At 32.8% G+C, this 23,123-nt stretch carries 29 protein-coding genes, 1 riboswitch and 1 other annotated feature; of the genes, 22 read left to right on the forward strand and 7 right to left on the reverse strand.

Annotated features, from left to right (window positions below):
* Positions 1-412: 412 nt before the first annotated feature.
* The 9 genes from D8M03_RS11125 (at position 413) to D8M03_RS11165 (ending at position 8,658) form a co-directional block, all read left to right on the forward strand.
* Entirely contained in the window at positions 413-1,381 is a 969-nt protein-coding gene (locus D8M03_RS11125; protein ID WP_121214854.1) for a PstS family phosphate ABC transporter substrate-binding protein, read from the forward strand.
* 113 nt (positions 1,382-1,494) lie between these two features.
* Positions 1,495-2,442 (forward strand): phosphate ABC transporter permease subunit PstC, encoded by a 948-nt coding sequence (gene pstC, locus D8M03_RS11130; RefSeq protein WP_121214855.1) that lies wholly within the window; start codon positions 1,495-1,497, stop codon positions 2,440-2,442.
* 4 nt (positions 2,443-2,446) lie between these two features.
* Positions 2,447-3,325 carry a phosphate ABC transporter permease PstA gene (pstA, locus tag D8M03_RS11135; protein ID WP_121214856.1) on the forward strand — a complete coding sequence of 293 codons (879 nt, stop codon included), beginning with the start codon at positions 2,447-2,449 and terminating at the stop codon, positions 3,323-3,325.
* A gap of 82 nt (positions 3,326-3,407) precedes the next feature.
* Positions 3,408-4,181 (forward strand): phosphate ABC transporter ATP-binding protein PstB, encoded by a 774-nt coding sequence (gene pstB, locus D8M03_RS11140; RefSeq protein ID WP_245987557.1) that lies wholly within the window; start codon positions 3,408-3,410, stop codon positions 4,179-4,181.
* 18 nt (positions 4,182-4,199) lie between these two features.
* A complete protein-coding gene (gene phoU, locus D8M03_RS11145; RefSeq protein WP_121214857.1) occupies positions 4,200-4,862 on the forward strand; it encodes a phosphate signaling complex protein PhoU in 663 nt (220 codons plus the stop codon).
* A 60-nt stretch (positions 4,863-4,922) separates the two neighbouring features.
* Positions 4,923-5,143, forward strand: a binding site (T-box leader).
* Positions 5,144-5,222: 79 nt separating this feature from the next.
* On the forward strand, positions 5,223-6,611 hold the full coding sequence (gene trpE, locus D8M03_RS11150; RefSeq protein WP_121214858.1) for an anthranilate synthase component I: 1,389 nt from the start codon (positions 5,223-5,225) through the stop codon (positions 6,609-6,611).
* A complete protein-coding gene (locus tag D8M03_RS11155; protein WP_121214859.1) occupies positions 6,608-7,177 on the forward strand; it encodes an anthranilate synthase component II in 570 nt (189 codons plus the stop codon). The genes trpE and D8M03_RS11155 overlap by 4 nt, the downstream gene beginning before the upstream one ends.
* A gap of 112 nt (positions 7,178-7,289) precedes the next feature.
* Positions 7,290-7,811: an RNA polymerase sigma factor gene (locus D8M03_RS11160; RefSeq protein ID WP_245987555.1), complete on the forward strand. Its 522-nt coding sequence runs from the start codon at positions 7,290-7,292 to the stop codon at positions 7,809-7,811.
* Positions 7,798-8,658 (forward strand): hypothetical protein, encoded by an 861-nt coding sequence (locus D8M03_RS11165; protein ID WP_121214861.1) that lies wholly within the window; start codon positions 7,798-7,800, stop codon positions 8,656-8,658. The genes D8M03_RS11160 and D8M03_RS11165 overlap by 14 nt, the downstream gene beginning before the upstream one ends.
* A 45-nt stretch (positions 8,659-8,703) precedes the next feature.
* Here D8M03_RS11165 and D8M03_RS11170 read toward each other — a convergent pair whose 3' ends face one another.
* Both D8M03_RS11170 and D8M03_RS11175 read right to left on the reverse strand, forming a co-directional pair.
* On the reverse strand, positions 8,704-9,174 hold the full coding sequence (locus D8M03_RS11170) for a glutathione peroxidase (protein WP_121214862.1): 471 nt from the start codon (positions 9,172-9,174) through the stop codon (positions 8,704-8,706).
* Positions 9,175-9,192: 18 nt separating this feature from the next.
* A complete protein-coding gene (locus D8M03_RS11175) occupies positions 9,193-10,407 on the reverse strand; it encodes an MFS transporter (RefSeq protein ID WP_121214863.1) in 1,215 nt (404 codons plus the stop codon).
* A gap of 184 nt (positions 10,408-10,591) precedes the next feature.
* Here D8M03_RS11175 and D8M03_RS11180 point away from each other — a divergent pair, with 184 nt between their 5' ends.
* Positions 10,592-11,422 (forward strand): LysR family transcriptional regulator, encoded by an 831-nt coding sequence (locus D8M03_RS11180; RefSeq protein WP_121214864.1) that lies wholly within the window; start codon positions 10,592-10,594, stop codon positions 11,420-11,422.
* Positions 11,423-11,466: 44 nt separating this feature from the next.
* Here D8M03_RS11180 and D8M03_RS11185 read toward each other — a convergent pair whose 3' ends face one another.
* Together D8M03_RS11185 and D8M03_RS11190 are read right to left on the reverse strand one after the other, a co-directional pair.
* Positions 11,467-11,979 (reverse strand): endolytic transglycosylase MltG, encoded by a 513-nt coding sequence (locus D8M03_RS11185; RefSeq protein ID WP_121214865.1) that lies wholly within the window; start codon positions 11,977-11,979, stop codon positions 11,467-11,469.
* Positions 11,976-12,398, reverse strand: a complete 423-nt coding sequence (locus D8M03_RS11190; RefSeq protein WP_121214866.1) for a hypothetical protein — start codon at positions 12,396-12,398, stop codon at positions 11,976-11,978. The genes D8M03_RS11185 and D8M03_RS11190 overlap by 4 nt, the downstream gene beginning before the upstream one ends.
* 160 nt (positions 12,399-12,558) lie before the next feature.
* Here D8M03_RS11190 and rpmG point away from each other — a divergent pair, with 160 nt between their 5' ends.
* The 4 genes from rpmG to D8M03_RS11210 all read left to right on the forward strand — a co-directional run bounded on the left by rpmG (position 12,559) and on the right by D8M03_RS11210 (position 15,824).
* Positions 12,559-12,708 carry a 50S ribosomal protein L33 gene (gene rpmG / locus D8M03_RS11195; protein ID WP_008408521.1) on the forward strand — a complete coding sequence of 50 codons (150 nt, stop codon included), beginning with the start codon at positions 12,559-12,561 and terminating at the stop codon, positions 12,706-12,708.
* A 69-nt stretch (positions 12,709-12,777) separates the two neighbouring features.
* Entirely contained in the window at positions 12,778-13,356 is a 579-nt protein-coding gene (locus tag D8M03_RS11200) for a 5-formyltetrahydrofolate cyclo-ligase (RefSeq protein ID WP_121214867.1), read from the forward strand.
* A gap of 10 nt (positions 13,357-13,366) precedes the next feature.
* Positions 13,367-13,573 carry a YqgQ family protein gene (locus D8M03_RS11205; protein WP_121214868.1) on the forward strand — a complete coding sequence of 69 codons (207 nt, stop codon included), beginning with the start codon at positions 13,367-13,369 and terminating at the stop codon, positions 13,571-13,573.
* A gap of 355 nt (positions 13,574-13,928) precedes the next feature.
* Positions 13,929-15,824 (forward strand): LTA synthase family protein, encoded by a 1,896-nt coding sequence (locus tag D8M03_RS11210; RefSeq protein ID WP_121214869.1) that lies wholly within the window; start codon positions 13,929-13,931, stop codon positions 15,822-15,824.
* A gap of 96 nt (positions 15,825-15,920) precedes the next feature.
* Here the strand turns inward: D8M03_RS11210 and D8M03_RS11215 are convergent, their stop codons facing one another.
* Positions 15,921-16,100 (reverse strand): DUF2759 domain-containing protein, encoded by a 180-nt coding sequence (locus tag D8M03_RS11215; protein WP_121214870.1) that lies wholly within the window; start codon positions 16,098-16,100, stop codon positions 15,921-15,923.
* Positions 16,101-16,265: 165 nt separating this feature from the next.
* On the opposite strand from D8M03_RS11215, the gene D8M03_RS11220 reads away from it, so the two are divergent.
* A complete protein-coding gene (locus D8M03_RS11220) occupies positions 16,266-16,910 on the forward strand; it encodes an MBL fold metallo-hydrolase (protein WP_121214871.1) in 645 nt (214 codons plus the stop codon).
* A gap of 88 nt (positions 16,911-16,998) precedes the next feature.
* Here the strand turns inward: D8M03_RS11220 and D8M03_RS11225 are convergent, their stop codons facing one another.
* Together D8M03_RS11225 and D8M03_RS11230 are read right to left on the reverse strand one after the other, a co-directional pair.
* The gene (locus D8M03_RS11225; RefSeq protein WP_097075345.1) at positions 16,999-17,241 is read right to left on the reverse strand and encodes a DUF2626 family protein; all 243 of its coding nucleotides are present in this window, start codon (positions 17,239-17,241) and stop codon (positions 16,999-17,001) included.
* Between the two features lie 114 nt (positions 17,242-17,355).
* Positions 17,356-18,069 carry a helix-turn-helix transcriptional regulator gene (locus D8M03_RS11230; protein WP_121214872.1) on the reverse strand — a complete coding sequence of 238 codons (714 nt, stop codon included), beginning with the start codon at positions 18,067-18,069 and terminating at the stop codon, positions 17,356-17,358.
* A 293-nt stretch (positions 18,070-18,362) separates the two neighbouring features.
* Between D8M03_RS11230 and comGA the strand changes: the two genes are divergently transcribed.
* From comGA to D8M03_RS11265, 7 genes are all read left to right on the forward strand, one after another.
* Positions 18,363-19,376 carry a competence type IV pilus ATPase ComGA gene (gene comGA, locus D8M03_RS11235; protein ID WP_121214873.1) on the forward strand — a complete coding sequence of 338 codons (1,014 nt, stop codon included), beginning with the start codon at positions 18,363-18,365 and terminating at the stop codon, positions 19,374-19,376.
* Positions 19,354-20,424, forward strand: a complete 1,071-nt coding sequence (gene comGB / locus D8M03_RS11240) for a competence type IV pilus assembly protein ComGB (RefSeq protein ID WP_121214874.1) — start codon at positions 19,354-19,356, stop codon at positions 20,422-20,424. Before comGA ends, comGB begins: the two co-directional genes overlap by 23 nt.
* A gap of 18 nt (positions 20,425-20,442) precedes the next feature.
* A complete protein-coding gene (comGC, locus tag D8M03_RS11245) occupies positions 20,443-20,772 on the forward strand; it encodes a competence type IV pilus major pilin ComGC (RefSeq protein WP_121214903.1) in 330 nt (109 codons plus the stop codon).
* A gap of 11 nt (positions 20,773-20,783) precedes the next feature.
* Complete coding sequence (locus tag D8M03_RS11250; RefSeq protein WP_170148433.1) at positions 20,784-21,212, forward strand: type II secretion system protein; 429 nt, start codon at positions 20,784-20,786, stop codon at positions 21,210-21,212.
* Positions 21,199-21,516, forward strand: coding sequence for a hypothetical protein (locus D8M03_RS17595; RefSeq protein WP_147404819.1), 318 nt, complete (start codon positions 21,199-21,201; stop codon positions 21,514-21,516). Before D8M03_RS11250 ends, D8M03_RS17595 begins: the two co-directional genes overlap by 14 nt.
* Positions 21,486-21,950 (forward strand): competence type IV pilus minor pilin ComGF, encoded by a 465-nt coding sequence (gene comGF, locus D8M03_RS11255; protein ID WP_170148434.1) that lies wholly within the window; start codon positions 21,486-21,488, stop codon positions 21,948-21,950. Before D8M03_RS17595 ends, comGF begins: the two co-directional genes overlap by 31 nt.
* Positions 21,951-22,147: 197 nt before the next feature.
* Positions 22,148-22,660 (forward strand): shikimate kinase, encoded by a 513-nt coding sequence (locus D8M03_RS11265; protein ID WP_121214878.1) that lies wholly within the window; start codon positions 22,148-22,150, stop codon positions 22,658-22,660.
* Positions 22,661-22,789: 129 nt separating this feature from the next.
* Positions 22,790-22,882: riboswitch (glycine riboswitch) on the forward strand.
* The last annotated feature ends 241 nt before the right edge of the window (positions 22,883-23,123 follow it).

A 23,123-nucleotide genomic window follows, 5' to 3' on the forward strand; every position in this document is an offset into this window, starting at 1 on the left:
AATCGTTAGGTTTTTTCGGCATGAAAAAATTAGTTTTAGAAGGGAGGGGTACCCCTCCCTTCTAAAACTAATTCATTAAAATAAAAGAAATAACTTAAATATACTTGACTAATCGTAAGAAGGAGTTGTCTGAAAAGTCATTTTGAGACAACTCCTTTGCGACGAGGATAGTGGGAATTTATTTCGACTACCGCAGGAGCAATAATTCATAAGAGATATTTATCAAGAAAGAATAGAGGTGTCCAAAAAATTATTACTTTTTGGACACCTCCTTTTTTTATGCTAAAAAGATTTACAAAGTTCACCATCTATTTACAATCTCTTTACCATTGATTTATATGAAATCAACAATCTACCATTATAGTTTTACCTGTAAGACAAACTTACTATGAACTGATGGAGGAAATAAGAGATGAAAAAGTGGAAGTACTTAACGGTGACTGCCGTACTAGGATCAGCATTACTATTAGGAGCATGTGGTTCTGATACAGAAACGGAAGATACAACAACTGGTAATGATACAGTAGAAACTGCAGATTCTGGCGATGCACAATTAACGGGTTCGATTTCAGGCGACGGCTCGTCAACTGTTGCACCAATTACTGAAGGTCTTGTTGAAGAATATGGCGCAGTACAACCAGATGTCAAAGTATCTGTAGGTGTATCGGGTACGGGTGGTGGTTTTGAAAAATTCATCGCTGGGGAAACTGACTTCTCAAATGCATCACGTCCAATAAAAGATGAAGAAAAAGCTGAATTAGAAAAAGCGGGAATTGACTATACAGAATTTCAAGTTGCATTCGACGGTTTAACAGTAGTTGTTAACCCAGAAAATGATTGGGCTACTGAATTAACAGTAGATCAGTTAAAACAACTTTGGATTGAAAATGGCTCAACGAAAAAATGGTCAGATATCGATCCATCTTGGCCGGATGAAGAAATCGTCTTCTATTCACCAGGTACTGACTCAGGTACTTATGATTACTTTGATGAAGTAATTTTAGATGGTTCTGATTTAGTAAAATCTGCCACTTTATCTGAAGATGACAACGTATTAGTACAAGGTGTTGCTTCTGATAAAAATGCAATTGGATTCTTCGGATTTGCTTACTACTTAGAAAACCAAGATAAATTAACTGCAGTATCTGTTAACGGTGTTGCACCAACAAACGAAACAATTGAATCTGGAGAATATACTCCACTGTCACGTCCACTATTCGTATATGCAAAGAATAGTGCATTAAAAGAAAATGAAGCATTTTATGATTTTATGAAATTTACATTAGAACATGCTGGTGAAATGGCAGAGGCAGTTGGTTATGTAAAATTACCAGATGAAAAATACGATGAAGGCTTATCTACTTTAGAAAGTTTAAAATAATTTCTTGAGTGTGGGGTATCCACTACGGTTATAGTAGGATACCTCAAACATTTACTAATCTCTATATAAAAGTTTGAGATTAGTTCTTTACATAGGTGAAGGGAGTTTACATTATGTCTTCTCAAGGTATCGAGAAAAAGCAGAGTGTTCAAGAGTTAATCGCTCAATCTCGAAATAAAAAAGGCAAAAAGATAATTGAAAAATTAATGCCCCTTATTTTAATAATCACAGCATTTATTTCTGTTTTAACAACAATCGGAATCATTTTTACCCTTATTTTTGAAACCTTTGAATTTTTTCAGAGAGTATCAATTACCGACTACTTATTCGGTACTGAATGGTTACCCTTCTCAGGTAGTGAGCCTTTATATGGTGTATTACCATTAATATTAGGGACTTTAAAAGTATCTGTCATTGCAGCATGTGTAGCTGTACCCCTTGGAATTGCGGCTGCTGTTTACTTAAGTGAATATGCATCAGATAAAACACGTCGCATCATTAAGCCAATCTTAGAGGTTCTAGCTGGTGTGCCAACCATTGTCTATGGTTTCTTTGCTTTAACATTTGTAACGCCATTATTACAACAATTGATACCGTCGCTGAAAATATTCAATGCATTAAGTCCAGGTATTGTCGTTGGAATCATGATTTTACCGATGATTGCATCATTATCCGAGGACGCTATGAGTTCTGTTCCAAATTCTATTCGTGAAGGTGCATTAGCAATAGGTGCTACGAAGCTTGAAGTTGCATTAAAAGTTGTATTACCAGCAGCATTGTCAGGAATTATTTCATCTGTCGTTTTAGCTGTATCTCGTGCAATAGGGGAGACGATGATTGTTTCCCTTGCTGGTGGAGCAACTCCAAATTTTGAGTTCAATGTTACGGGTTCAATTCAAACTATGACTGCGTATATTGTACAAGTTTCATCCGGAGATGCTGGTTATGGTACAACCATTTACTACTCAATCTATGCAGTTGGTTTTACACTATTTATCTTTACTCTATCAATGAATTTACTAGCCCAATACATTTCAAAACGCTTCAGGGAGGAGTATTAAAAATATGAGATATATCGATGATACTGTAGTAATGAAGCGTATGAAGTCTCGATTAAAGGTGAATAAGTTTTGGAAAGCAATCTTTTTTATCGCGACAAGCTTAGCTTTACTTGCTTTAGTCATTCTATTAATCCGAATTTTGTCACAAGGGATGAGTTATTTAAACTGGGATTTTTTCAATAACTTTGGTTCTCGATTTGCAGAAAAAGCTGGAATTAAGGCTGCATTAATCGGATCGATTTATTTAATGCTGGTCATCGCACCTGTATCAATGATTTTAGGTGTTGGAACAGCTATTTATTTAGAAGAATATGCAAAGAGAAATAAGTTTACAGATTTTATTCAAATGAATATTTCAAACTTAGCTGGTGTACCTTCTATTGTATTTGGATTGTTGGGGTTAACAATTTTTGCTCGAATGTTATTTTTAGGAAAAAGTATTTTAGCAGCAGGTTTAACGATGAGTTTACTAATTTTACCTGTCATTATCGTAGCTGCCCAAGAAGCGATTCGAGCTGTGCCAAAAGAGCAGAGGGAAGCTTCTTATGGTATGGGAGCTACGAAATGGCAAACGATTACTCGAGTTGTATTACCTGCAGCAATTCCAGGAATTTTAACAGGGAGTATTTTAGCTTTATCTCGTGCAGTAGGTGAAACTGCTCCCCTCGTAGTTTTAGGGATTCCAGTGATTTTGCAATTTTTACCTGACAGCCTATTAAGTGAATTTACTACATTACCACTTCAAATTTATGATTGGGCAAAACGTCCTCAAGAGGAATTTCAGTTTGTTGCAGCTGCAGGAATCATTGTTTTAATGGGGCTGCTTGTAGTAATGAACTCGATTGCGATATTTATTCGCAATAAGTTCCAAAAACGATATTAAGGATGAGTGATAAATGGTAGAACTTATGATAAAAAATAGTGATCAGATAAATATGAAATCTCAAAAGCAAGCAGTTAGTCCAATGATAAATAGAGTTGAAAAAAATACGGTTTTTGGTACAAAAAATTTTAATCTTTGGTATGGTGAGCACCATGCATTAAAGGATATTCAACTAGATATTAAAGAGAATGATGTAACAGCAATTATCGGTCCTTCTGGATGTGGTAAATCAACATATATCAAAGCGTTAAATCGTATGGTAGAACTAGTACCGATTGTAAAAACATCAGGAGAAATTAACTACCGTGGAAGGAATATTTTTGATTCTTCATATGAAGTTGAAGAACTGCGCACAAAAGTAGGCATGGTTTTTCAAAAACCAAATCCATTTCCAAAATCAATCTATGATAATATCGCGTATGGTCCACGAATTCACGGAATAAAAAATAAAAAAATTCTTGATGAAATAGTTGAAAAATCTCTACGTGGAGCAGCGATTTGGGATGAAGTAAAAGACCGTTTAAATCAAAATGCATATGGATTATCAGGTGGTCAGCAGCAACGTATTTGTATCGCCCGATGCCTTGCTATTGAGCCGGATGTTATTTTAATGGATGAACCAACTTCTGCCCTTGACCCAATCTCTACATTAAAAGTAGAAGAGCTAGTACAAGAATTAAAAGATAACTATTCTATTGTCATCGTAACTCATAACATGCAACAAGCTGCTCGTATTTCTGATAAAACGGCATTTTTCTTAAATGGGGAAGTTGTAGAGTTTGATTACACAGATAAAATTTTCTCAACGCCTCGAGACGGACGTACAGAAGATTATATTTCAGGCCGCTTCGGATAATAAGGAGATGTTATAGGAATGAGTAGTGTTCGTGGACGATATGATAACGAAATAAATGAAGTGCAACAAGATTTATTAGTTTTATGTAATCGAAGTATTTTATCTTTTGAAGCTTCTTTTACTGCATTTATTGAAAAAGATTTAATAAAAGCACAAGAGATAATAGATAAAGATGTAGATATTAATCGATTAGAAGAAGCAATTAATGATCGAGTTATTAAACTGATAACTAGGCAACAACCGGTAGCCACTGATTTACGACGATTAATTGTATTATTAAAAGCTGCTAATGATATGGAACGGATTGGCGATTATGCAGTGAATATTGCAAAAGAAACTTTGCATATTGGGAATAGTCGCTTTATTACATCCGTTGAATTACTTGAAGACATGTACTTCAAAACAACATTAATGTTACGACAAATAGTTGATTCATTTGTTGAAGAAAATATTACAAAAGCAAAAGAAGTGGCGGAATTAGATGACCAAATTGATGAGATGTACGGTAATATGATACAACATTTAATGAAATTAAGTGCAGTAACACCTGAAAACATTTCACAAATTACGTATTTATCTTTTATTTGCCGTTATATTGAACGTTGTGCTGACCATGCAACAAATATTGCAGAACATCTTTTATATTTGAAAAAGGGGCAACATATTGATTTAAACAATTAAAATTTTTCATAATTATATTTGAATAATCGGAAAATTTATAATAAACTATTTGTAGTATAATAATGAGCGATGATGAAAAATAGTAGTATTATGGACTGCTTTAGAGAGCTAGCGGTGGGTGAAAGCTAGTGCAGGAAATAATATGAATGGGCTTTCTAGCTTCTAGTACTGAACTTTTAGTAGGTACTAGCGCATGACTTGCGTTACAACAGTTGAGTGGACTATCGATTTTTTCATGGATAGTCAATAAAGGTGGCACCACGGCTCTTTCCGTCCTTTTTGTGATGGAAGGGCCTTTTTTGTTGATTTCAAACGTCAGCAAGTGCATAGATGAGTAGAGTAGAGAAGGAGAGAGATGAGATGGTTGTTGAAGTAAAGCAATATGTCATTCACGAAGTACAAGGGGATATGATGACACCAATTTCTATTTTTAGTAGCTTAAAAGGCAAACATAAGGTGTTATTTGAATCCTCTGCGAAACATGAAGAAAGCGGTAGATATTCATTTATTGCTGTAAATCCTATTGCAGAATTAAAAGGGAACAATGAAGAGTACACAGCTCAATATGTTAACGAAGAACCACAAAAAGAAAAAGGATCAGTTTTACTAAAGTTGAAGGAAATGATGCCAATTCAAAATGGAGATTATCCATTTTCTTTCTTTGGTGGTGCAATTGGGTATTTTGGCTATGATACAGCTTTTTATAATGAAAAGATTGGTGAATCATTAAAAGATGATTTAAATATGCCGGATGTTCATGTATTCTTCTATGATAACTTTATTGTGTTTGATCACTTACTACAAAAAGTAACAATTGTAGCAATTGATTTATTTAATAATGGGCGCTCTGAAGAAGAGATGCAAAATATCGTGAAGCAGATTGAAAAAGAGATTACACAAAGTATTCCTTTTACTGATGAAGAAGCAGTTTCAGTAAAATTTCAACCAACAATTGAAAAGCAACAATTTATTGAAATGGTGGAAACAGCAAAGGAGCATATTGAAAAAGGTGACATTTTCCAAGTTGTGTTATCTCAACGATTTAAAGCTCCTTTTGAAGGAAATCCATTTAGCTTATATCGTAAATTGAGAACGTCCAATCCATCACCTTATATGTTTTATGTAGAGTTTGATGAATATACAATTTTAGGAACTTCACCGGAAAGCTTAGTGAAGGTTCAAAATCGTATCGTTACGACAAATCCAATAGCAGGTACAAAACCTCGTGGAAAAACAAAAGAAGAAGATAATCAAATCGAACAACTCCTATTAAATGATGAAAAAGAAATTGCAGAACATCGAATGTTAGTAGACTTAGGACGTAATGATATCGGTCGAGTGAGTAAAATTGGATCTGTACAAGTGAGTAAATATATGACAATCGAACGTTATAAACACGTGATGCATATTGTTTCAGAAGTTACTGGTGAGCTTCATGATGATGTTCATGTATTAGATGTTTTAACATCATGCTTACCTGCAGGAACGGTATCTGGTGCCCCAAAAATAAGAGCTATGCAAATTATTAATAATTTGGAACAAACAAAACGCGGTGTTTACGCAGGTGCAATTGGATATATTTCGAGTAATGGAAATATGGACTTGGCCCTAGCGATTCGTACGATGATTGTAAAGGATCAACATGCTTATGTGCAGGCAGGAGCAGGAGTAGTATATGATTCCATTCCACAATCCGAATACGAAGAAACATTAAACAAAGCAAAAGCTCTATTGGAGGTACAAAGATGATTTTACTAATCGATAATTATGATTCATTTACGTATAACTTATATCAACAAATCGCTGCATTAGGAAAAGAAGTAAAAGTCGTTAGAAATGATGCTTTATCAATAGAAGATATTCGCAATCTACATCCGGAAGCGATTGTGTTATCACCAGGACCAGGGACTCCTAGGGAAGCGGGAATCACAGTTGATGTTGTTAAAGAATTATATAATGAATATCCCATTCTAGGAATTTGTTTAGGTCATCAATCCATTGGTGAAGCCTTTGGAGGAACAATTATTCGTGCAGAAAACATCATGCATGGCAAACTTTCAACTCTAAACTATGAGCAAAAAGGGTTATTTGAACAATTAAACGGTGAGATAGAAGTAATGCGTTACCATTCATTAGTCATCGAACCTTCAACAATCCATGGAGATTTTGAAATTGTTGCGACTTCAGCAGATGATGGGGAAATTATGGCGATTCAACATAAGCAATACCCAGTATTTGGATTGCAGTTTCATCCAGAATCGATCGGTACTGAAACTGGAACAAAAATGGTAGAAGCCTTTTTAGAAAGAGTATAGTATAAGTACAAGGGGAGCGTCTTAAAAAATTTTTTTAAGATGTTCCTTTTTTTGCGTCCTAAATTGAAAAGTATCCGTCTATAGAATGAAGTGGATTGAAAGGAGGTTTACTGTGAGATTATCAATAGAACAAATCGTTGAAGGATATAGTGATTACTTACTTCGAATAGCTTATATCTATGTAAAGGATAAACGTTATGCTGAAGAAATTGTACAAGATGTCTTTATTAATTTTTATAAAAAACAAGACCAGTTTCGAGAACAATCAAGTTTAAAGACATATTTAACAAAAATGACTGTCAATCGTAGTTATGATTATTTACGTAGCTGGAAAAGTAAAAAAGAATTACTTTTTGAACGAGTTGGGTTTAAAGGGAATTCAAAAGACTCGGAAAGGTTGCTAATGGAATCGGAAGAAAAAATGGAATTAACAAAAGCGGTTCTACAATTAAAAATAAAATATCGAGAAGTAATTCTGCTGTACTATTTTGGTGACTATTCAATAGAAGAAATTGCGCAATTATTACATACACCAAATTCAACAATAAAGTCACGAATTCAAAGGGCGAGGAACATGTTGAAAGAGATATTACAACAAAGTGATTTGGAGGTGTTGATAAATGGAAATGAATGATTTTAAAGAAAAATGGAAAAAGGAACTCGATACAAATCTTCAATTTACACAACAAGAGAAGACTCAAATAATAAATAAAATTGTATCAAGTCAAAATAATAAAATACATAAGGGGAACTGGGCTTATAATACTGTATTAGCAGGTTTTACAATTCTTGGGCTATTTTTTATAATGATTACGTTAAGTGATCGTTCATTTACTTTAAATACAATGACTTTAGGATCCAGACACCTAGATGAAATTGAATTTACTTCAAATTTCTACTGGTTTTTAATAATTTATATATTAACTGTTTTTACAATTACAGCTCTTATTTTTACGATTATAAAAACTACTCGTTGGGAAAATAAAAAATGGATTCTATATATTAAAATATATGCAGAAAGAAAATATGTACCTTTGTTAATATTCTTTTATTTTCTACTAGCCATACCTACTTTTTTAGTTGTGAACATTCTTCAAATTTTATTTTTACAATTATGGTTGGTCTTAATTGTTTCTGCATTAAATTGTATTTACTTATTATGGTGTATTCGAAATAGCGAACAGGCGGCTTGTCCTCACTGCGGATGCCAATTTTCAAGTAGAAAAATCTTCTCAATGTCTTGGAATGCTTATCGGACGAAATGTGATAAATGTAATGAAAGAATTTTTCATAGTACATCTAGTAAAAAGAAAAACTCATCTATGTTCCCTGTTCTGTTTTTAACTTATTTTATTTTGGGCTTCTTTCAATTTCCGTTCCCATTTATTTTGATGTCATTTCTTTTAAACAGTTTAGTTTTCAATTTATACATTAGTAAATTTACAATGTCCTTTTCTAAAGAAGATGAACCGTTGTGGTAAAAAAAGGCTAACCCAAATGAATCGTCGTTTTGGGTTAGCCCTATTTTATAAGTATTTAACGATTTCACTCTCAAATTTTGAAGGTTTATCTGTTGGAGCAAAGCGTTTTACAACATTACCTTCGCGATCGATTAAAAACTTTGTAAAGTTCCATTTTACATTTTTACCTAATAAACCTTTTGTTTGCTCTGTTAAGTATTTGAAAAGAGGGTGTGCATCTTCTCCATTAACTTTTACAAGTTCGTGCATAGGGAATGTTACACCATAGATTAAACGACAAGCTTCTGCTGCATCTGTGGCATTTGGGAGCTCTTGTTTAAATTGATTTGATGGGAAGCCGAGTATTTCAAATCCTTGATCTTTATATTTTTTATATAGTTCTTCTAACTCTTCAAATTGACCTGTTAAACCACATTTTGTTGCCGTGTTTACAACTAATAATACTTTGCCTTTGTATTGTTCTAAAGAATAGGGTTCGCCTTTTTCTGTTTTTACTTCAAATTCGTAAATATTCATGTATATCCCTCTTTACTTTTAGTATTGAAGTTGATCATTTAGGGTTTTTGTTTTTCTCCCTAGTACTAAAAGTATAATCGACAATGTGAAAGAAGTAATTAAAAAAGCACTGATAAATGCGATAACACCATTCCAGCCCCAGCTCACCCAAAAAATCCCCCCTGTTGTACCACCTATACTAGAACCAAAATAGTAACCAAATAAGTAGAGTGATGAGGCTTGTGCTTTATCTTTTTTCGCTCGGAAACTAACCCATCCACTAGCAATTGAATGGGCACCAAAAAAACCAAATGTAAATAAAACAATCCCAATAATTTTTACATATAAACTTCCGGGTAGTGTAAGAATTGCACCAGAAAACATGATGAGTATTCCAACCATAAGAACTTTTTGTCTTCCAAATTTATCGGATAAACTTCCAAACCAAGCTGAACTAAACGTCCCAACTAAATAGACAATGAAAATTGAACCAACAATACCTGCACTTAAATTATAGGGAGGGCCGATTAATTTATAGCCAATGTAATTATATAATGTAACGAATCCGCCCATTAAGGTAAAAGCAATTCCAAACAAACAGATTAATCCTGGATCTTTTAGATGAGTCAATAATGATTTCGTTAAGGCTTTAAATTGTAATGGTCTTGGTGTAAAGTGCTTTGATGTAGGTAATGCCCAAACGAAATAAGCGCTGACTATTAAACTTAAAAGTCCTATAAAAATCATCCCTATTTGCCAGTTAAAATAATGTGTCATTGTCCCCATAATGACACGACCTGCAAGACCCCCAACAGAATTTCCACTAATGTAAAGCCCCATCGCAGTTCCTAAGCTAGATGGATCCACTTCTTCTCCTAAATAGGCCATTGCAATTGCGGGAACACCTGCAAAGACAAAACCTTGAAGTATTCGTAATAACAAAAGTATTTCGAAATTAGGAGAGAAGGCAAGAGCAATTGTTAATATCGCTGCAGCAAAAATTGAAAACGTCATCAATTTTTTTCGTCCCCATGCCTCTGAAAAAGAACCAAATAAAATTAAACTAACAGATAAGACTGCTGTAGATACTGATAAGGATAAACTAGCGACTGCTGGTGAAACATGATATTCCTCTGAAAACTGTGGAAGCAGAGGTTGTGTTAAATATAAATTTGCAAAAGTAATAAATCCTGCAGCAAATAATGCTAAATTAGCCAACGTAAATTGTTTCGTTCCTTTTTGTAAATAACTCATAGTAGCCGCCTCTTTATAGTTGTGACATTTTTTTGAACTAAAACTGTAAATTCATTATAATGAAAGGTGTTATATAATAGAAATTCATTGTTTTTATGTATCTTATAAAAATAAGTTATAAGGGGGTTGGGTATGGAGTTTAATTCGCTGTACTACTTTATTAAAAGTTGCAAAGTATGAAAATATGTCCCGGGCAGCAGAGGAATTACATATTTCTCAACCCGCGTTGAGTAAATCGATTTCTGTTTTAGAAAGTAGTGTCGGGGTAGAATTATTTGATCGTAATGGACGTTCAATTAAGTTGAATCGCTATGGGAAATTTTTTCTTGAAAGAGCTGAGCGTATTATAAAGGAATATGCAAGGGCCAAAGAAGATTTAGCGAATATTGTTTCTCCTGGTCAAGGTGAAGTTTCTCTAGGTTTTATGCATACATTAGGGCTCGAAGTGATTCCTTCGTTATTGATGGATGTGAAAAATCTTTATCCAAACATGAAATTTCAACTCACTCAAAGCAATTCTAGCGTCATAATGGAAAAACTCGAAACAGGTGAATTAGACTTATGTTTAATATCTTCTATTGATAGGAATAGTGAAGTTGTTTGGGAAAAATTATGGGATGAGGAGTTATTTTTAATTGTTGCTAGAAACCACCCGTTAGCTGTAAAAAAACACGTGAAAATTAAAGACTTTGCCCATGATCCTTTTATTTCAATTAAAAAAGGAAATTCCTTGCGTAGAACCGTTGATGAGCTATTTAGGAGGGAAGGCTTTCAATTAAATATTGCGTTTGAAGGGGAAGAAATACATACAGTTGCTGGATTAGTTGAAAGTGGATTAGGCGTGTCATTAATCCCACATATTAAAGGGCTTGAGCAGTATAATCTTCAGTTAATCAAGGTAGATTTGGAAAACTGTAAAAGAGAAATTGGTTTAGCGTATAAGAAAAATGGATTTAAAAGTTCAGCTACTAGGCAGTTTGCAATGTTCATTAGGGATTATTTTAGAAATAAATAAAAACGCAAGAATGCTTGAGAAAAACATTCTTGCGCGAAAAAATATTACTCTTGGGGTTTCCCTGTAATGATATTTGCAATTTCCTCTACTGACATTGAGGAATCTAATTCGAATTGCCCCTTTTGAATGGATTTCGCATATTCAGGTTGAGCTAAAAAAAGTTCCATTTCTACACTGTTTTTAATAACGCCTAAATCTTTTAACTTTTGAGCAACTTCAGCAGATGTAAGACCTGAGTATATATAGAGGGTGCCTGATACGATTTTGTCGCTTTTATCAGGAATTGTATTCTCTTGTGATGATTCTACTTCTTGGGTCTCTTGTGTTGTTTCTTTTGATTGAACAGCTTCTGAATTTTGTTTTGTTTGTTCAGTCTGTTCTAATTTTTCATTCGCCTTTTTTAATTGAAGTTCAAGTTCAGCAATTTGCTCTTTATATTGTTGAACATTTTCTTCTTTTGAAGTGATAATAGGAATATTGTATTGATTTGCAATTGTTAAAATAGCACCTATTAAAAAACAGGCTACACCGAATGCTCGAACGGAAGATCTTTTCATCGGGCGCCTCCATTGTTTAAAATGCTTTTAATTTGTTCTTTTGATAATGTTGACATTTTACTAATTTCATCAATCGGATAGCCTTGTTTATTAAGTGAAATTACTTGGGCAACAAGTATTTCATTTATTTGAGTTTGTTTTTTGGGTGTAGGATTAAATGATTTATTAGAGACCTGTTGTTGTTTATATGCGTCCATCTGTTTTTTTGTCGAAACAGGGGATTTTACGTTAAAATTAGGTTCTAATAGTAATTCTTCTTCTACAATTTTTAGTCGTTTCTTTAAGGAGTTTGTTTCTTGGTATATGCTAATAGAAAGCTCTTCTAGTTCCTGTTCCACTTTTTTTGAAGAATCTTTTAGGAAAAAGGAGAGAACAATACATATTATTCCGATTATCATGATAATAGTTGATAGTTCCACTTTGTCGGTCCTTTCTAAAATAAATATTTTAACTTATTTTAACATATGGAAAGTTATTAATAAATCATGCTAGATTTTTTTTCGATATATGTTATAATGATTTAGTCGTATAAATCATGCTCAAGAATAAAAGTACAGATATAGAGTGGGAGGGTTAATAATGCGCGTAAACATTACATTAGCTTGCACAGATTGTGGCGAACGTAACTACATTTCTAAAAAGAACAAACGTAACAATCCTGAGCGTTTAGAACTTAAAAAATATTGCTCTCGCGAGAAGAAATACACTCTTCACCGTGAAACAAAGTAATAAGCATTTTTGCCAAAACCACTCGTGGTTTTGGCTTTTTACTTATTAAAGAGGGAATGGTGAATAACCTTGAATAAAAGTGAATGGCGTCTAAAAATAAAAGAAAAACTCGAAAACATGTCGAATGATTTGTATATGCGGTCCTCTTTAGTAATTAGAGAAAAATTATTAAAAGAGCCATCTATAATAGAAGGAAATACGATTGCTATTACGATCTCAAATAATAGAGAGGTTGATACGATTGGTATCATTGAATCTCTATGGAAAGCAGATAAAAACGTAGTAGTTCCTAAATGTAATTCAAAAAATAGAACGATGCAATTTTATAAAATCGAGAATTTTAATCAACTTGAAATCGTATATATGGATTTGCGAGAACCAATCCCGGATTTAACGGAGCTTGTCTCTGCGGAACAAATAAATTGTATGATCGTGCCAGGAATCGTCTTTGACAAAAGTGGATACAGAATCGGATATGGTGGAGGATATTATGACCGTTATTTAGAAAGATTTAAAGGGCAACTTATTTCCCTTGCTTTTCATTTTCAAGTGGTTGAATCAGTACCGAAAGATTCGCATGATATCCCAGTTAATGTAATTATTACTGATCAAGACAGAATTGATTGCAACATTTATCGAAAGAGGTAGGAAGTATAGTATGAAGACAATGAAAGACATTTATGATTTACTAAAGCAATACGGAATATATATTTATACAAGAGATCGTATTGGTGATTTAATTTTAATGGAAGATGAGGTACGAGAATTATACAAAGCACGTGTATTAGATCCGAAAGATTTTCAATCAGCAATGTTAATTATTCGAAGTGAAATATCAAAATTAGAACGAGAATTAGATAATTAATTGATGGATATTAGGAGAATTTGTAGAAAAAAGAAAAAAGTTTATTATACGTTGAAAAAATTTTCCTTTTAATTTAAAATCTTTATCAGAACTTACAGAGGATATTACAGTGGAATAATTATCCACTGTTTTAATTTTGGAACCTTTTTGTAACTAAATCGTAAATATTATGAGATACGATTTAAAAATGTATAGTAATTGTTATATTAATTTTTCTGCATATTTTTTAAGCCGACAATTTTTATTGCTTCTTGTTGGCAAAAACATTAAGATAAACTTTGTTTCTTAAAATCTAATGTGTATGTTGAAAAATTTAGTTCTTTACTATATCAATTATGTAGAAAGGATGTTAGGGATGAAGTCAATAAAATGGCCTAAACATTCGATTTTAGCTATTGCGGTACTTGCGACTTGGATAAAAACTGTAATTGTATACCATACAAGTTTTGAAATGGACATTGAAAACTTAATGCAAGAGTTTATCCTGTTTATTAACCCATTAAGCTTCTTATTATTTATTTATGGTTTATCCTTATTTTTAAAATCAACGAAAGCGCGGAATCGTTATATTATAGCGATGAGTATCATTTTATCCATCGTTTTATATACAAACGTAGGGTTTTATCGATTCTATAACGATTTTATAACACTACCTGTACTGTTCCAAACTAGCAATTTCGGTGAACTAGGTACATCAGTTGGCGCGATTATAAATTGGCTGGATATACTTTATTTCATCGATGTTATTATTTTAATTATAGCTATTAAGTTTGTTCCGAAATTACAAGGTCAATTAACAATTCGTAAAGAATTCCGACGTGCTTATTTTGTGCTAGCAATGGCAGTATTATTCTTAAATTTAGGATTAGCTGAAACAGAACGTCCACAATTATTAACACGTGCTTTTGACCGTGAATTACTTGTGAAAAACATCGGTACGTATAACTACCATTTATACGATATTTATGTACAATCAAAATCGAGTGCCCAACGCGCATTAGCAGACGGTAGTGAACTCGTTGAAGTGGATAACTATGTGCAAGCAAACCAAGCTGCTGTTAATGATGAAATGTTTGGCAAGTATGCTGGTCGAAACTTAATTCTTGTTTCGCTAGAATCATTACAAAGTTTTGTTATTAATAATAAAATGAATGGTGAAGTGGTAACACCGTTTTTAAATTCTTTAACAAATGATAAAGATACTTATTATTTCAGTGATTTTTATCATCAAACTGGATTAGGTAAGACATCGGATTCGGAATTTATCGTTGAGAATTCGTTATTCGGTCTAGGTCGCGGTGCAGTATTCTTTACACACGGCGGAAATACGTATAACTCAATGGCAGAAAAATTGGGTGAAAATGGCTACTTTACTAATGTAATGCACTCAAATAATTCATCGTTCTGGAATCGTGATATGATTTATAAATCATTAAATATTGATAAATTTTATGATATCAACTCCTATGAGGTAACGGATGAAAATTCTGTAAACTGGGGATTAAAAGATATTCCATTCTTTGAACAATCGACAGAACTAATGACTCAGATGCAACAGCCATTTTATTCTCGTTTAATTACATTAACGAACCACTATCCGTTCTATTTAGATCCAGAAGATATAATGATTCCTGAATATGATTCTAATTCAGGCACTTTAAATCGTTATTTCCAAACAGTACGCTATTTAGATGAAGCTGTTAAAGTTTTCTTTGAAGAACTAAAAGAAAAAGGTCTCTATGAAAACTCAATTATTGTAATGTATGGAGACCATTATGGTATTTCAGAAAATCATAACAAAGCAATGGCAATGTACTTAGATAAAGAAGAAATTACAGCATATGATAGCGCCTTACTTCAGTCGGTGCCACTATATATCCATATTCCAGGCTCTGGAGATGGGGGCGAGATTAATAAAACAGCCGGTCAAATTGATTTAAGACCTACAATTTTACACTTGTTAGGTATTGAAACTTCAAATGACATGCAGTTAGGTGCTGATATTTTCTCAGAAGAACATGAAGACTTTGTTATTTTCCGTGACGGACGTTTTGTTACAAATGAGTTAGTATATGCTGGTGAAGTTTGTTACGATCGTAATACGGGAAATGATATTGGTATTGAAGCATGTCAACCATATATCGATCGCGCAACGACAGAATTAGAATATTCGGATGCGATTATAAATGGCGATTTACTTCGCTTCTATGATTCGGAGACAGGTAATTTAAAACAAGATGTTGTCAATTAATAAAACCGGTGTAGCAACTATCGCTACACCAGTTTTTTTGATTTAATAAATTGAAAAAACGAGATATCATGATGATATCTCGTTTTTTCATAAATATTAGTGTAATTTTGGTGGATAACCTTGATTTAAAACAGTCATGATTACAAACCAACCAAAAATTGCTGCAGTAGCTAGGCTGAAAATGATAGCCAATACATTTTTCTCTTTAATACCTTGGAATATATTTACTACTGCAAAGATTGCTACTAAAGCGAAAATAACCATTAATAAGTTCATTAATAAGACACTCCTTTCGACATTAGAAAATGAATGTCGATAAACAATATTCCTTCTTTATTGTAAATCACAGGCTCTATTTTGTCGAGAACTAATCCAAGATAAATATGAACAAACAATGTAATTTTCTTCTTACACATGTATAATATTGAAGAGGTGAAAACAATGTTGAATGTAAAAGTTTTTAGTTTAGGCCCTGTACAAACAAACTGCTATATAGTTAGTAATAAACAGAAAGATTGTTTGATTTTTGATCCGGGTGAAGAAGCTTCAAAAATTATTAAAACAATCCGGTCCAACCAATTAAAACCAAAAGCAATATTTCTAACACATGCACATTTTGACCATATTGGAGCAGTAGATGCGCTAAGAGAAGCCTATGATCTTCCTCTATATATACATGCGAATGAGGTAAGTTGGCTTGCAGATCCTATGAAAAATGGCTCTGGCAAATATGCTGAATTACCGAATTATATTGTTGCTCCACCAAATGAAGAGCATATTATCAAAAAAGAACAAAACTTTACAATTGAGGATTTTACATTTAAAGCTGTCTTTACTCCAGGTCATTCGCCGGGAAGTGTTTCATACATTTTTGAAAATGCTGGTTTTGCAATTGTAGGCGATACATTATTTGAACGTAGTATTGGAAGAACAGATCTAATTGGTGGTTCCTTAGAAGTTTTACTAAAATCGATTCATGAAAAGCTTCTTGTATTACCCGAGGATTTTATTATTTACCCTGGTCATGGATCTTATACAACTCCTGGAGCTGAAATGGATATGAATCCTTTTTTAAATGGATTCTGATTAAAAATGAGTGCCTAGTTTTTGGTACTCATTTTTTCTTTTATATATTAAAAAAACACCGACTGAAAATATCAGCCGATGTCATTTATTAATGACCTGCACCAGGTACGTGGATAAATGTAGTATAGTACGTGAATCCAGCGAAGAAAATTGTTAAATAAGCTCCGAAAATGTACATGTACATGCGCTCTGTTAGGTTTAAAAAGCCTAATAATAAGAATAATACCGTATTACCAACGAATAATAGCGAAACCTCGTACATATCACCTAAATAGAACATTACGGCAAATATACCTGTCCAGAAAGCTAACACTTTATACATATTACTCATGAAGAATCCCTCCTTTTGCCATACGACACAATAATCTCATTTCTTATTATAAATGATTAGAAAGCTTAATGTAAACCGCTACTTCTATTTAGTTTGTGACAAACAGATGGATTATTATATTTTTACCGTATCAGGAACATTTATTGAATACTGGCAAAAATCACAATCGCTTACCATATTTTTAAATTGGACAAATTCGTTTTGTGAGAATAAAGCATCTACTTGTCCTCTTAAATAGGATTCATGTAGTTTACATACAATATTATTATTTGTAGATAATTGATTATTAAACGGACAATTATAAACTGAGAATTTTATTATTTTTCCAGTACTTGTTTCTACTATTTCTGGCACATAACCAATCATAGCTGCAGCTTGAGTTAGTATATTTACCTTTTCATCGAAACCGATAATTTGTTTTATTTTTTGTTCCGTTTGAAGTTTTTTACTAATATACTCAAATCCATCTTGATAACTAATTTCTTGGGCTGTTTCTAAAGCACTTGGACCCAATTTATCGATTAATTGAAGAGACCATTTTAATAATTGGCTTTCATCCCGTTTTGGGAAGCTTAAGACGATACCTTCCTCATTTGCCTTATAAACTCTTCCTGGACGTCCACCTTTGCCTGATTTAACAAAATCTGCTGTAATAACATTTATTTCGGATAACTTTGTTAAATGGAGTCGAGCAACGTTTGGATGAATTTTAAATTGGTCTGCGATATCCTGAACTGTAAACGGCTTTTTCTCTTGTAGCATGTATTCATATATTTGATATCGAGTTTCGTCTGCTAAAGTGCTCGTTACTTTTAAAGGATGAATCATCAAATCACCTCTCTACGAAATTTTTTATTTATATTACAATTTTATCTTTTATATAGTGGAAATGATAGAGGGAATGAAATTATTTTTCAATACTTGTAAATTTTTCAAAATATTCTTTTTCCTTATTTAATTAATAGAATGGATTAAATTTAAATGAAAAATTACATTTGGTAGTTAAAAATACTATCAAATTTTTTTGTTGAGAAAATCCCTTTTCTATTACTTTTAGCCATTATATACTGTCTTTAACAATTTGCGGTCGATAAAAATTCTACTTTGAAGAGGTGTTAACGATGGACATTGAATCGGTAGTAGAAAACAAAAGTATTCAGTTATTGGTAAGAGCAATCCATTTTGGAGCTTCTGATTTACATATATTACCCACAACTGAATATTACAAAATCCATTTTAGAAAATACGGAAAGCTATTTCCGGCAGGGAATATACCGTTTGAGCTTGGGGATCGAATGATATCATTTTTTAAATTTTTATCATCACTCGATATTAGTGAAAAGCGAAAACCCCAAAGTGGATCTTTCCAAAAAAATATAGAAGAAAATATTTATTCGTTCCGAGTATCGACATTACCCTCTGTTTATCGTAAAGAAAGTCTTGTTATACGTCTTTTGCTTCAAAACTCTCGTCATCCTATTACTTCACTTTGTTTATTTCCAAATGCTGCTGATAAACTCATTCAACTTGTTTCAAATAGACAAGGACTCCTTCTGTTTTGTGGGGCTACTGGATCTGGAAAAACTACATCACTTTACTCGCTAATTAATTATTGTAGTGAAACACTTGCTAGACAGGTTATTTCTTTAGAAGATCCTGTTGAAAGTAATCAAACTCAATTATTACAAATTCAAGTAAATGAGAGAGCTGGGGTAACATATGCTTCTGGTTTAAAAGCAATTCTTCGTCATTCCCCTGATGTCATTATGATTGGTGAAATACGCGATAAAGAAACTGCAAAGGTTGCAATTGAAGCCGCACTTACAGGTCATCTTGTGTTATCAACTGTTCATTCTAAAGATACGGTGAATTGTTTATATCGTCTGATGGATTTAGATATTTCCCTTGAAGAAATGAGACAAGCGATAATTGGAATCGTTGCGCAATGTTTAGTTCAGGTTGATACCGATGAAAGAAAAGCAATTTACGAGATATTAAGTGAGTTTAACTTAGTTGAGGCAATATATTCAACCATGCGCGGGGACGAATATCGTCTACCGAAAAATGAAACTATAAGCTATCAACTCTCTAAGTTAGAGGTGAATAAAAATCATGTTAGTACAACAATATCTTGATATCAAAGATAGATATATGTCTATGAAAAACAAAGGGAAAATAAAACAAATTCCTACGTTTTTATTAAGATTGAGTACTCTTTTAGAGGAAGGTTACACATTTTCGGATTCTATTACAATGCTACTCCCATTTCATACAGAGAAAATTGATTACTGGAATACTACTATTCATGAAAGACTACGAAGTGGGGAAGACGTAGCTAGTATTTTAAAATGTTTTTCAATTCCCCAATACTATTTAATTGCAATAAAAATTGCAGAAGAAAATGGGGATATGGCGAGGGCACTAAAGAATATCGCTATTCAAATGGAATTCAATGAGAAAATGCAAAAGAAGTTAATAAAACTTTTAAGTTATCCCTTATTATTATTCGTCGTTTTAACGTGTGTTTTTATTTCATTTAGGACGTACTTTCTACCGAATATTCAGGGGATTATTCACTCAAGAACAGATGGACAAACATCAAATATTGGGTTATCAAATATATTACTTCGTTTACCTGATGTTTTATTTTTATCTATACTTTTAATAACTTTTGGGTTGTTTATATGTTCATTGTATTTTAAAAGACAAACTGTTCAACAAAGATTAATACTGTTTTTAAAAATCCCAATTGTAAACTATTTTTATAAATTACTTCTGACTAGAGAATTATGTAGAGGTTTAGGAAGTCTATTGGTCAGTGGTTTTTCTTTACAACAAGCATTAAATATATTACAACAGCAACAATTTAATAAGTTATTAGCTTACGTTTCATCGGAAATTGAGAAACATATTATTTATGGTGATTCTCTCTCTCACTGTGTTTCCGTTATTGCTTGGTTTTTTCCGAAATTCGAGGAGTTTATTAAACACGGAGAAAAAAACGGACATCTTGGAAGAGAATTGCTTATTTATTGTGATTTACTAGATGAGAAACTTCAAAATATTATTAAAACAGGTATAGCTGTTGTACAGCCATTGTTATTTATCATCATTGCAATCTGTATTATCGCAGCATATTTAAGTGTGTTACTACCAATGTATGAAATCATTGAAATACTTTAATTGAGGTGACAATTCATGATGAAAAATTCAAAAGGTTTTACCCTCATCGAAATGTTAATAGTATTGCTGATTATTTCTGTACTAATTTTAGTAACCATACCAAATGTTACAAAACATTTTGCAACCATCGATGAAAAGGGTTGTGATGCCTATGTCAACATGGTACAAGGCCAAGTTGAAGCTTACAAAATTGACCATAAAACATTTCCCACAACCATAGAACAACTTGTAGATGAAAAATATTTAAAAGAAAACGAAACGACATGTCCTAATGGTGATCCTGTAAATATTCAAGAGGATGGTAGTGTAGTAGTTAATAGTGCTTCAAATGTTAGTGATGGCTCGTGAAAAGGATAACATTGGATAGCAGAGGATATACGCTATTAGAAATGTTACTAGTTTTATTTATTTTAACGATTATTAGTTCAATCGTACTGCAATTCTCAAATAAATTTGCAGAAAAGCAAAAAGTAGAGAGTTTTATTCAACAAGTACAATTTGATATCCAAACGATACAAGCACTTACCATAGAACAAGGCAGGGTAATTACAATCGAATTTAATGATAAACAATCGTATTATGCATATTACGATAGAAGTGGACAGCGTATTATAGATAGACCTTATCCAGCAAATATCGAATTTTCTCCCTTTAGTACCGTAAAATTGATTCGGATTTTCAATGGAGAGATAAATGACTTTGGAAAATTAAAGTTTATAACGCCTTTAGGAGAAAAACAAATCATTATAAATATTCATAAAGGGCGGATGAAGCTTGCTGAACTGTAAGGGGATAACACTTGTCGAAAGTCTTCTGACAATCGTTATTATTTTAATAATCACAGGTACACTAATACCGCTTTCTTATCAGATGTATAGCACCCTAATTAATAAAAAAATGGAATTACATGCATCTATCACTGCATACGAAGCAGCTAAGAAGATATTAAATGAAGGAAGTAATAGTGGAGTAATGAATATAGAAAGTAATGTTTATCGATGGAATTATGAAGATTCTAAAATATGCGTGCATTTTACCAATTTACATGGAGAAAGGACGAAATGTATCAACGAAATTGGAGAAATCGATTAAATTCTAGTGGGTTTACTTTGATTGAAGCATTATTTAGTTTTATTGTGTTCGCATTGTTTATTCACCTTCTTATTTTCATTTACAGTTGGCTAAATCAGATGAACGATTCAATAACAAATAATGATCATGTTGCATGGGAGTTATTCGTAAATGACTTTGAACAATATTTATCGAACGTTAAGCATATTGAACAGTCAAATACGCGTGCAAAGACTATTCAAATTAGTTATGTTAACTCCAACGAAATAGTTGTAGTTGATCAATATCAGGATATCATTCGAATGCAAAAAAATTATCTAGGTTATATTCCTCTATTAATGGGGATAAAGAATTCTTCTTTTCGTTTAAATGGCAACTATATTACCGTTTATGTTGAATTTCAAAGTGGAGCAGTAAAGGAGCGAGAATTTTTTGTACAAATACGTAATGAATAATAGAGGAGGAAGCTATTTACTTGCAATATCATTACTACTTTTAACGACATTTTTTGCGACATATTTTGTTTTTTCTTACGAATCACAAATAAAAATATATAATTCATTGGAATTCGCCAATGTTCGTGCTACGATAAACCTACTAGAGGAAATTGGTAGTAAGTAGTAAGAGTTTGCGTAGTAAAGAAGGTGATATCATGCGGAAAATATATTTGGTTGGCTTCATGGGGTGTGGCAAAAGTGCTATCGGTAGAAGATTAAGCTATTTTTTAAAGATGCCATATTACGACATGGATCACGAAATAGTTCGGCAACAAGGAATGACAATTCCAGAAATATTTGAAAAATATGGGGAGGCTTATTTCAGAAATTTAGAGACAGAATTTTTACGAAATTTTCGGGACGAGGCGTGTATTATCGCAACTGGTGGTGGAGTCGCGATGAAAGAAGAAAACCGAAGACTGATGAGACGAAGTGGTCTAGTGTTTTTTTTAGATGCAACCTTCGAAGATATATATGTACGGATAAAAAATGACAAAAATCGCCCTATTGTACAACGTTCTACAAAAACTGAGTTAGAACAATTATATTATTCCAGAAGAAAATTTTACCGTGAAGCAGGTCATATCCGCGTTTTAACTGGAGGACGTACATTAAGACAAATTGTTGAATATATTGGCTTCCAAGTTAGAAGATTAAAAGGCGAATAATAGATAAAAAAATAATAAAATTGTTCGTTTTTATGACTATTTTAAAAAAAGATTGCCTTTCTATTTAATTTAATGTTAGGATATGGCTAAGAGCAGTATATTGTACATTAAATTATGAATATTGCGCGGATGATTGTACGGGGAGAGAACGTGAAGAGCGTCGCCGAAGGAGCAAGTAGTGTTAACTATGAATCTCTCAGGCAAAAAGACTCGTACAGGACGCATCTCTGGAGAGTGCTATTTTATCAAATACATTTTTTGAATGTGTACTCGTCTAAAAAGTTGCTAAAACTTTTTTGGAATGTACGTAATATCGAGTAGCGTAAAAATAGCCACCAAAGGGGAAAGCCGAATAATCAGACATGATCTATAGTCGATTGTTCTGGTGTAACTTTCAGGTGCAAGGACAGAGGAATCCTAAAAGATTAAAGGGATTCTTCTGTCCTTTTTTAGTTATATTCCT

This window comes from Ureibacillus endophyticus (genome assembly GCF_003628435.1).
GTDB lineage: Bacteria > Bacillota > Bacilli > Bacillales_A > Planococcaceae > Ureibacillus > Ureibacillus endophyticus.